Here is a 7,948-nt window from a genome sequence, read left to right on the forward strand (position 1 = left end):
TTCGGGGACGTGCTGGAGCCAAGCCGGGCGGCCGCGAGGCTCGCGTCGCGGCGGCGGCGGTCGGCCTCGGACAGTTCGCCCGCGCTCGGGAAGTCCGTCGGGAGCCATCGCGCGGAGAGCGCGGCGCGCTCGGCGAGGTGGCGCACGTACGCGTCCCTGACCTCACCGGGGGCGGCGAAGCCGTCCTCGCCCTCCAGCCAGGCGTCCGGGACGAGCCCGACGACCTCGCGCAGCAGTTCCTCGCCGACCTTCGGAGCCAGTTCGGCGTCGGCGGCGCGCGTGTCGGGGGCGTAGCCGCCCAAGGCGTGCGCCCGGAAGTCGTAGCGCTTGCCCCGCGCGTCCTCGGCCCCGGCCCAGCGGTGGTGGAAGACGAGCGCGGCTCCGTGGTCGATGAGCCACAGGCGCGGCGGCGCGACGCCGCGCGTGGGCCAGACGAGCAGGTTGGTGCTGTGCACGGTGCGGTCGACGTTCGCGGTGAGCGCGTCGAGCCAGACGACCCGCCCGGCCTCCAGCGGGTCGACGGCGAACGTGCCCGCGACGAAGTCGGCGCCGCCGGACAGGTAGTCCATCCCGAGGTTGGTCCCGCCACTCGCGTCGAGCAGTTCCCGCACCTCCTGGTGCGGCTCCCCCGCGCCGAGCGCCGGATCGAAGTCCACCAGCACCAGCTCGGGCACCCGCAGCCCGAGCCGCCGCCCCAGCTCCCCGACGATCACCTCCGCGACGAGCGCCTTGCGCCCCTGCGCGGCCCCGGTGAACTTCACGACGTAGGTCCCGAGGTCGTCGGCCTCCACGACACCGGGAACGGACCCGCCCCCGTGCAGAGGCTCGACGTAGCGGGTGGCGGTGACCTTCCTCAGCATGTTCCGAGCCCCCAAGACGCGCTCCCCGCGAGTTCCGCGGCGAGCCTCCGCGCGACGCGGTCCGGGGCGCTTTTCCCGCCCGGCCCGGCCCTCCGCCATGAAGTGAGCATAGTAACCAAGCGTGACGACCGGGGGCGAGGACCCGGGCCGCCGGACCGGCTCCGTCACGGGCCCCATCCGGCCGGACCGCTCCGGATGCGGACGCGCGCGGAAAACGGGACCGCGAGGCTCCGTGATCTCCTCCGCCGCCGGGCGTCGGCGGCACGACCGCCGGGGGCGCCGCGCCGCCACGCGGGCGCGGGTCCGCGTCCGCGCCCGGACGGCCCGGCGACGTCTCTCCCGGGGAGCCTCGCGGTGTGCGCGAGGTCTCGGTTGCGCCCGGGGCGCCGGGCGCCCAGGCTCGGAGAAGGGGGGCGGCGTGATGAGCGGGGACGTCCCGGTCCCCGGACAGGAGAGAAACCATGACCCCTTCCTCCGACACCCTGGTGGGCGACACCGATCACCTGGCCCTGTCGCGGCTGGTCACCGAGATCAGCTGGCGGCTGGACAACGGCCGGGCGGGCAGCGTCCACGAGCTGGTCACCGACGACGTCGAGTTCCGGATCTCCGAGGAACCGGTCCTGGGACGGGACGCGCTGCGCGTCTGGGGCGAGCACTTCGACCGGGCGAGGCCCCTGCCCGGCATCCGGCACTCGCTCTCCAACCCGCGTTTCCTCGCCGAGGGGCCCGACCGGGCGAGCGGCAGCGTGATGGTGACCGCGTACTAGGTACCGGCGGAGGGCGCCGGGGACCTCCCGGCCACGGCGCCGTTCGCGGTGGGCCAGGACCAGGACACGTACGTGCGCACCGCTCAGGGCTGGCGGCTGGCCTCGCGGCGGTGGGAGCTGTGGTTCAGCCGCTGAGCCGGAGCCGCCCGGCGGGCCTCACGACCGCCCCGGCGGGCCTCACGGGGCCGTGCCGGGGTCCGCCGCGCCGTGCGCGGCACCGCCGTCGGGCGCGTCGTCGCCGGGTCGCGGAGCGGCCTCGCCGGTCGCGGTCCAGTGGGTGAGGAGCGCCAGGGCCTCGGCGGACGGGGAGTGGGGCTCGACGGTGTGCATCCCGAGGACCAGTTCGGGCTGGCCGACGGGCGCGAACGCCTCGTACCCCAGCTCCAGGGGGCCGACGACGGGGTGGTGGTAGCGCTTGCTGCCGTGCTCGCGCAGGTACACGTCGTGCTCGGCCCACAACTGCCGGAAATCGGGGTCGCGGACGGCGAGGTCGCCGACGAGATCGGCGAGCTTCGGGTCGTGCGGGTGGCCGCCCGCGTACCGGCGCAGCTCGGCGACGATCTTGCGGGCGGTGCTCGCCCAGTCCTCGTAGAGCTCGCGGGCCGCGTCCACGGTGAAGAGGTAGCGGACCATGTTGCGCTGCCCGGTGGGCAGCGAGTCGAGCCCGGCGTAGAAGGCGGCGCCCAGCGGGTTGATGGCGACGAGGTCCTGCCGCGGTCCGAGGACGAGCGCGGGCACGTCCGTCATGAGGTCGAGCGCGCGGCGCAGACCGGGGCGCAGGCGCGGAACGGGCGCGGCGGCGCTCCTGGTACGGGCCGGTCCGGCCAGGGCGAAGAGGTGCTCGCGCTCTGCCGGGTCGAGCCGTAGGACGCGGGCGACGGCGTCCAGCACGGCGGCGGAGACGTTCTTGGTCCGGCCGCGTTCCAGGCGCTCGTAGTACTCGGCGCTGACCCCGGCGAGCAGCGCCACCTCCTCCCGCCGCAGCCCCGGCACCCGGCGCACCCCCATGGAGGCCGGGAGGCCCGCGTCCTGCGGGCTGATGCGGGCACGGCGCGTACGCAGGAACTCGCGCAGGTCGTTGGCGGCGGGGTCGCTCATGGTCCGAGCGTAACGGCGCCGACGCGGCGCAGCGGGGGGTCTGCCGTTACCCCCTCCGGGCATTACCCCGGCACAGCACGGTGTGCCGCCCCCCCCGCTCTCCCATGGTGCAGTGGAAAAGAACCAGCCATCAAGGACGAAAGGGACGGTGAGCCCGGTATGCGACAGAACACGCTCGGTACGTCCGGCATCGTGGTCAGCGACCTCGCGTTCGGCGCGATGAACTTCGGCTTCCCCGGCGGGCCGGACGACAAGCAGGCGGTCGCCATGGTGCACCGCGCGCTGGACGCGGGGATCAATCTGGTCGACACCGCCGACGTCTACACGAACGGCGAGTCGGAACGCGTCGTGGGCCTCGCGCTCGAGGGGCGCCGCGACGACGTCGTCCTCGCGACGAAGTTCGGCCTGCCGATGGGAGAGGACCCGAACCGGGCGCGCGGCTCGCCGCGCTGGATCAGGCGCGCGGTCGAGGACAGCCTGCGCCGCCTCGGCACCGACCACATCGACCTCTACCAGATACACCGCCCCGACTACCGGACGGGCCTGGACGAGACCCTGAGCACGCTGAGCGACCTCGTCCGCGAGGTAAAGATCCGCGCCATCGGCTCCTCGACCTTCCCGCCGGAGCTGATCGTCGCCGCGCAGTGGGCGGCCGAGAAGGGCGGCCACCGGCGTTTCGTCACCGAGCAGCCGCGCTACTCGCTCTTCAACCGGCGCCCCGAGACGCACGTCTTCCCCGCCCTGCGCGCGTACGGGATGGGCGCGCTGACCTACGCGCCGCTCGCGAGCGGCTGGCTCGCCGGGCGCGCCGAGCCCGGCGGCGGGCAGCGCGCCCGGATGGAGCGGCACGCCTTCGACCTGGACAGCCCCGCCAACCGGGAGAAGGTCCGCGCGGCGGGCGAGCTGCGCGAACTGGCGGACGGGCTGGGCGTGCCCATGACCCACCTCGCGCTCGCTTTCGTCCGCGCGCACCCGGCCGTCAGTACGGCGCTCATCGGGCCGCGCACCCCGGAGCAGCTGGACGACCTGCTCGCGGCGGCCGATGTCACGCTCGACGCGGCGTCCCTCGACCGCATCGACGAAATCGTGGCGCCAGGCAGCGACCTCAACCCGGCCGACAACTACGACGCCGAGATCCCGGACCTCGCGGACAAGACCCTGCGCCGCCGCGCGTGACCGGCCGGTGCCCACCCCTCTCACGGACAAGGAAGAACTCATGAGCAGGTTCGGCGGCGAAGTCGCCCTCATCAGTGGCGCGGCGAAGGGCATGGGTGCCTCGCACGCCCGCGCCTTCGCCCGCGAAGGCGCCCGCGTCGTCCTCGGGGACGTTGACGAGGAAGCGGGCCGCGCGCTGGCCTCGGAGCTGGGCGGCACCGCCGCCTTCACCCGGCTCGACGTGACCGACCCGGGCTCCTGGGACTCGGCACTCGCCCACGCGGAGGCGGTCTTCGGGCCGGTCACCGTGCTCGTGAACAACGCCGGTGTGGCGGGTCCGTTCACGCCGGCCGCCGAACTGGACCCGGAGGTGTACCGGCGCACCGTGGACGTCGACCAGTTCGGCGTCTTCCTCGGGATGCGCGCGGTACTGCCCGGGATGGTCGCCGCAGGCCGTGGGTCGATCGTCAACATCTCCTCCACGGCCGGTTTCTCCCACGCGGGCACCCCGAACGTCGCCTACACCTCGGCCAAGCTCGCGGTACGGGGCATGACGATGGCCGCCGCCGTGGAGTACGGCCCCGCAGGCGTCCGCGTCAACTCCGTGCACCCGGGGGGGGCGTTCTCACGCCGATGGTCGCCAACGGGCTGGACGACGCCGGCCGGGCCGCCGTCACGGCGGGCGTCCCGCTGGGCCGGCTCGCCGAGCCGGAGGAGATCTCCCGCCTCGTGCTCTTCCTCGCCTCCGACGAAGCCTCTTACGTCACCGGCGCCGCCTACGTCGCGGACGGCGGAATGCTCGCCCGCTGAGCGGGCGCGCGGGGCCCGGGTCGCCCGGGCCCCCGCCGCCCGGCCTCCGGCGGATGGCGTCACACGCCGCGCGCGGTGCCCGTCTCCCGCGCCGCGCCCGCCTCCGGGGCGGCGCCCGCCTCCGACCCCGCGCCCGCCTCCGACGCGGCACGGCCCTCCGCCTCCGTCCGGCCCTCCGCCTCCGTACGGCTCTCCAGCGCGCGCAGGACGGCGATCATGTCCTCCCTGCCGAAGCCCCCGTCGGCGGTCTCCCCGTACAGGGCGTGGCAGGCGTCGAGGAGGGGGGACGCGAGGCCGGCGGTCCGGGCGGCGTCGGCGATCAGGCGGTTGTTCTTGAGGACGTCGGTGATGGTCGCCTGTGCGGTGAAGTCGCGGGCGAGGAGCTTCGGGGACTTCACGCGCGAGACGGGGCTCGCCATGGGGCCCGCGTCGAGGACGTCGAGGAACTGGCCGAGGTCGAGGCCGTGGCGTGCGGCGAAGTGGAAGGACTCGGCGAGTCCGGTGACGGTGGTGATGAGGAAGAGGTTGACGGCCAGCTTCATGAGGAGGGCCTGCGGGGCGGCCGTGCCGCACACGAAACTCGCCTTGCACAGCGGGGCGAGCGAGGGGCGCACGCGCGCGAGGTCCTCGCCGCGGCCCGCGAGCATCGCGACCAGTTCGCCGTTCTCGGCGGGGACGCGGGAGCCGGAGACGGGTGCCTCGACGTAGGCGCCGCCCGCCGCCCGCACCTCCGCCTCCAGCGCTCGCGCGTAGGCGGGCGGGTTCGTGCCCGTCACGACGAGGGTGCGGCCCGCGACACGAGATGCGAACTCCCGCGTGCCGCGCGCCAGTACGGCGTCGGTCGCCGCCTCGTCGGCGAGCATGAGAAAGACGGTCCGGCAGCGGCGGAAAACCTCGGCGGCCTCGCTCGCGACCGCCGCGCCCGCCTCCCGCAGCGGCTCGGCGCGGGAGGCGGTGCGGTTCCAGACCACGAGCGGGACGCCCGCGCGGGCGAGGTTGAGGGCCATGGCCTGTCCCATCGTGCCGAGTCCGAGGAAGCCGGTCGGGGTGTCGTCTTCGGGGATGGGCAGCACGCGGGCTCCTCGACAGCACGGGATGCGGGACGCAAAAGGCGGGACGCAAAGGCGCGTCCGGGCACGACATCGCACACGGAACGCATCATGACAGCCGTCATAGTAGAGGTGCTTCATGACGGCTGTCATGACGGGGGGCGTCGTTATGCTGGCGGCCGGTCGAAGGAGGTGGCGGTGGTGGCGGAACCGGTGCGCGGTCCCCGGGAACGGTTGGTGTTCAGCGCCGCGCAGCTCCTGCGCAGGGGCGGCGTCGCCGGGACCGGGATGCGCGAGGCCGCCGCGCGCGCGGAAGCGCCGCGCGGCTCGCTCCAGCACTACTTCCCCGGCGGCAAGGAGCAGTTGGTCAACGAGGCGGTCGACTGGGCGGGCCGGTACGCGGCCCGCCGCGTGGACCGTTTCGTCGCCGCGCTCGACCCGCCCTCGCCGAGCGGTCTCTTCACTGCTATGGTCCGGCAGTGGACCGAGGAGTACGAGGGCGAGGCGGGCTTCGCCGCCGGGTGCCCGGTCGCGGCGGCGACGGTCGACAGCGCGGAATCGGTCGCCTCGACCCGTACCGCCGCCGCCCGCGCCTTCGACGGCTGGCGCGCCGCCGTCGCGGAGGCGCTGGGCGCGATGGGCGTGCCCGAGGCGCGTACGCACGCGCTCGCGACGCTCATGATCAGCACGCTCGAAGGGGCACTGCTGCTCGCCCGCGCGACGCGCGACGTCGAGCCGCTGCGCGACGCCGTACGGGAACTGGGGCCGCTGCTCGACGCGGCCGCGCCGTCCGGGGACTGAGCCCGGCCCCCGGGGCGGAACCCCGGGGGCCGGGCTTCCCGGACCGGACCCCCGGGGCCGGGCCGCCCGAGGCGGAACACGGGCCGTGGAGGCGCGGGGCCCGTTGACGTGATCACGCCCGGAAACCCGCCTCAGGCGTTCGGAGAATGAATGCACAAGGTCGCGAATTCATCTGCGGTAAAGGCTGGTTCAAGTCTGCGCGATCACATGTCGGCGCAGCTCGGGAGCCATTGACGTACCGAGATTTCGCGCCACGCACGGATAGCGGACGCTCGCCCGCAAAGGCATTACATCAACTTCTTTACACAGAAGCGAAATTCTCTTTTTGCTGTGTACGAGAAGTATTGACGCGCCCGGCGTGTGGCGCTTCACTCACTGCGCAAGCCCCCACACGGCCTGCGCACCTCAGGGTGCGGGCACACCCCACCACACTTCCCCTGAAGGAGGAGTGCTGTGCTGCTCAGAAGACCCCCCCGTCCGACCGGCCGCCCCCGAGGGCGCCGGCGCCTGTGGCCGCCGCTCTTCGCGACCCTCGGTCTCCTGCTCACGATGCTCTTCACCGGCTCCACGGCGGGTGCCGAGCCGCGCTCGCCGGAGTCCGGCGCGCAGAAGGCCGATGTCGTGCGCGTCGCGGAGTTCCTCGCCGAGTGTCCCTACAGCCACCGGCTGCCCGACGACCCGATCGTCTTCCCGAATCTGCCCGGCGCCTCGCACATGCACAGCTTCTTCGGAAGCCACGCGACGAACGCGCACACCACGGTCAACGACCTGCTGGGTGCCGCGTCCACGTGCAGCCCGAGCATCGACACGTCCTCGTACTGGGTCCCGACCCTGTACGCGAACGACCAGGCCGTCGAGCCGACGGGTACCACCTTCTACTACCTCGGCGAGGGGGTGCGCGACGACATCATCCGGCTGATCAAGCCGCTCCCCCAGGGCCTGCGGATCGTCGCGGGCAACGCCAAGGCGACCGGCACGAACGACCCGACGTCGATCGCCCGCTGGTCCTGCCTGCACCACGGCGAGGTCAACCCGTCGAAGGACTTCGTCACCTGCCCGCCCGGCTCGATGCTGGAGTCCTACCTGGACTTCCCGCAGTGCTGGAACGGCCGCGACCTGGACTCGGCCGACCACAAGAGCCACATGTCCTACCCGGTGAACGGGGCCTGCCCCCCGAGCCACCCGGTCCCCGTGCCCAAGCTCCGCCAGGTGCTGAGGTACCCGGTCTCCGGCAACGCGACGGGGTTCCGGCTCGCGTCAGGACCCGGATACACGATGCACGGTGACTTCTTCAACGCGTGGCCCGCGGCGGAGATGCAGCGACGCGTCACCAACTGCATCAACGCGATCGTCAAGTGCGGGGCGGACGGCAACCCGTCCTGAAACCGCACGCGCCCGCCCGGCGGAG

At 73.6% G+C, this 7,948-nt stretch carries 7 protein-coding genes and 2 pseudogenes; 6 read left to right on the top strand and 3 right to left on the bottom strand.

What is annotated here, in order from left to right:
• Positions 1–860, bottom strand: a pseudogene (locus SSBG_RS03840) (HipA family kinase); the annotation flags it as partial.
• Between the two features lie 461 nt (positions 861–1,321).
• Between SSBG_RS03840 and SSBG_RS03845 the strand changes: the two are divergent.
• Positions 1,322–1,627, top strand: a complete 306-nt coding sequence (locus SSBG_RS03845; RefSeq protein WP_008744912.1) for a nuclear transport factor 2 family protein — start codon at positions 1,322–1,324, stop codon at positions 1,625–1,627.
• Positions 1,628–1,804: 177 nt separating this feature from the next.
• On the opposite strand, the gene SSBG_RS03850 is transcribed toward SSBG_RS03845, so the two are convergent.
• The gene (locus SSBG_RS03850) at positions 1,805–2,725 is read right to left on the bottom strand and encodes a helix-turn-helix domain-containing protein (RefSeq protein ID WP_008744913.1); all 921 of its coding nucleotides are present in this window, start codon (positions 2,723–2,725) and stop codon (positions 1,805–1,807) included.
• 159 nt (positions 2,726–2,884) lie between these two features.
• On the opposite strand from SSBG_RS03850, the gene SSBG_RS03855 reads away from it, so the two are divergent.
• The 3 genes and pseudogenes from SSBG_RS03855 to SSBG_RS35355 all read left to right on the top strand — a co-directional run bounded on the left by SSBG_RS03855 (position 2,885) and on the right by SSBG_RS35355 (position 4,690).
• Positions 2,885–3,901, top strand: coding sequence for an aldo/keto reductase (locus SSBG_RS03855; protein ID WP_008744914.1), 1,017 nt, complete (start codon positions 2,885–2,887; stop codon positions 3,899–3,901).
• Between the two features lie 91 nt (positions 3,902–3,992).
• Positions 3,993–4,439: pseudogene (locus tag SSBG_RS35350) on the top strand (SDR family oxidoreductase); the annotation flags it as partial.
• A 74-nt stretch (positions 4,440–4,513) separates the two neighbouring features.
• On the top strand, positions 4,514–4,690 hold the full coding sequence (locus SSBG_RS35355; RefSeq protein WP_267880254.1) for an SDR family oxidoreductase: 177 nt from the start codon (positions 4,514–4,516) through the stop codon (positions 4,688–4,690).
• Between the two features lie 59 nt (positions 4,691–4,749).
• On the opposite strand, the gene SSBG_RS03865 is transcribed toward SSBG_RS35355, so the two are convergent.
• A complete protein-coding gene (locus tag SSBG_RS03865) occupies positions 4,750–5,709 on the bottom strand; it encodes an NAD(P)-dependent oxidoreductase (RefSeq protein WP_234010714.1) in 960 nt (319 codons plus the stop codon).
• Between the two features lie 231 nt (positions 5,710–5,940).
• Here SSBG_RS03865 and SSBG_RS03870 point away from each other — a divergent pair, with 231 nt between their 5' ends.
• Entirely contained in the window at positions 5,941–6,540 is a 600-nt protein-coding gene (locus SSBG_RS03870; RefSeq protein ID WP_037871055.1) for a TetR/AcrR family transcriptional regulator, read from the top strand.
• Positions 6,541–6,993: 453 nt separating this feature from the next.
• Positions 6,994–7,923: a DUF1996 domain-containing protein gene (locus tag SSBG_RS03875; protein WP_008744917.1), complete on the top strand. Its 930-nt coding sequence runs from the start codon at positions 6,994–6,996 to the stop codon at positions 7,921–7,923.
• Positions 7,924–7,948 lie beyond the last annotated feature (25 nt).

The organism is Streptomyces sp. SPB074 (assembly GCF_000154905.1).
Classification (GTDB): domain Bacteria; phylum Actinomycetota; class Actinomycetes; order Streptomycetales; family Streptomycetaceae; genus Streptomyces.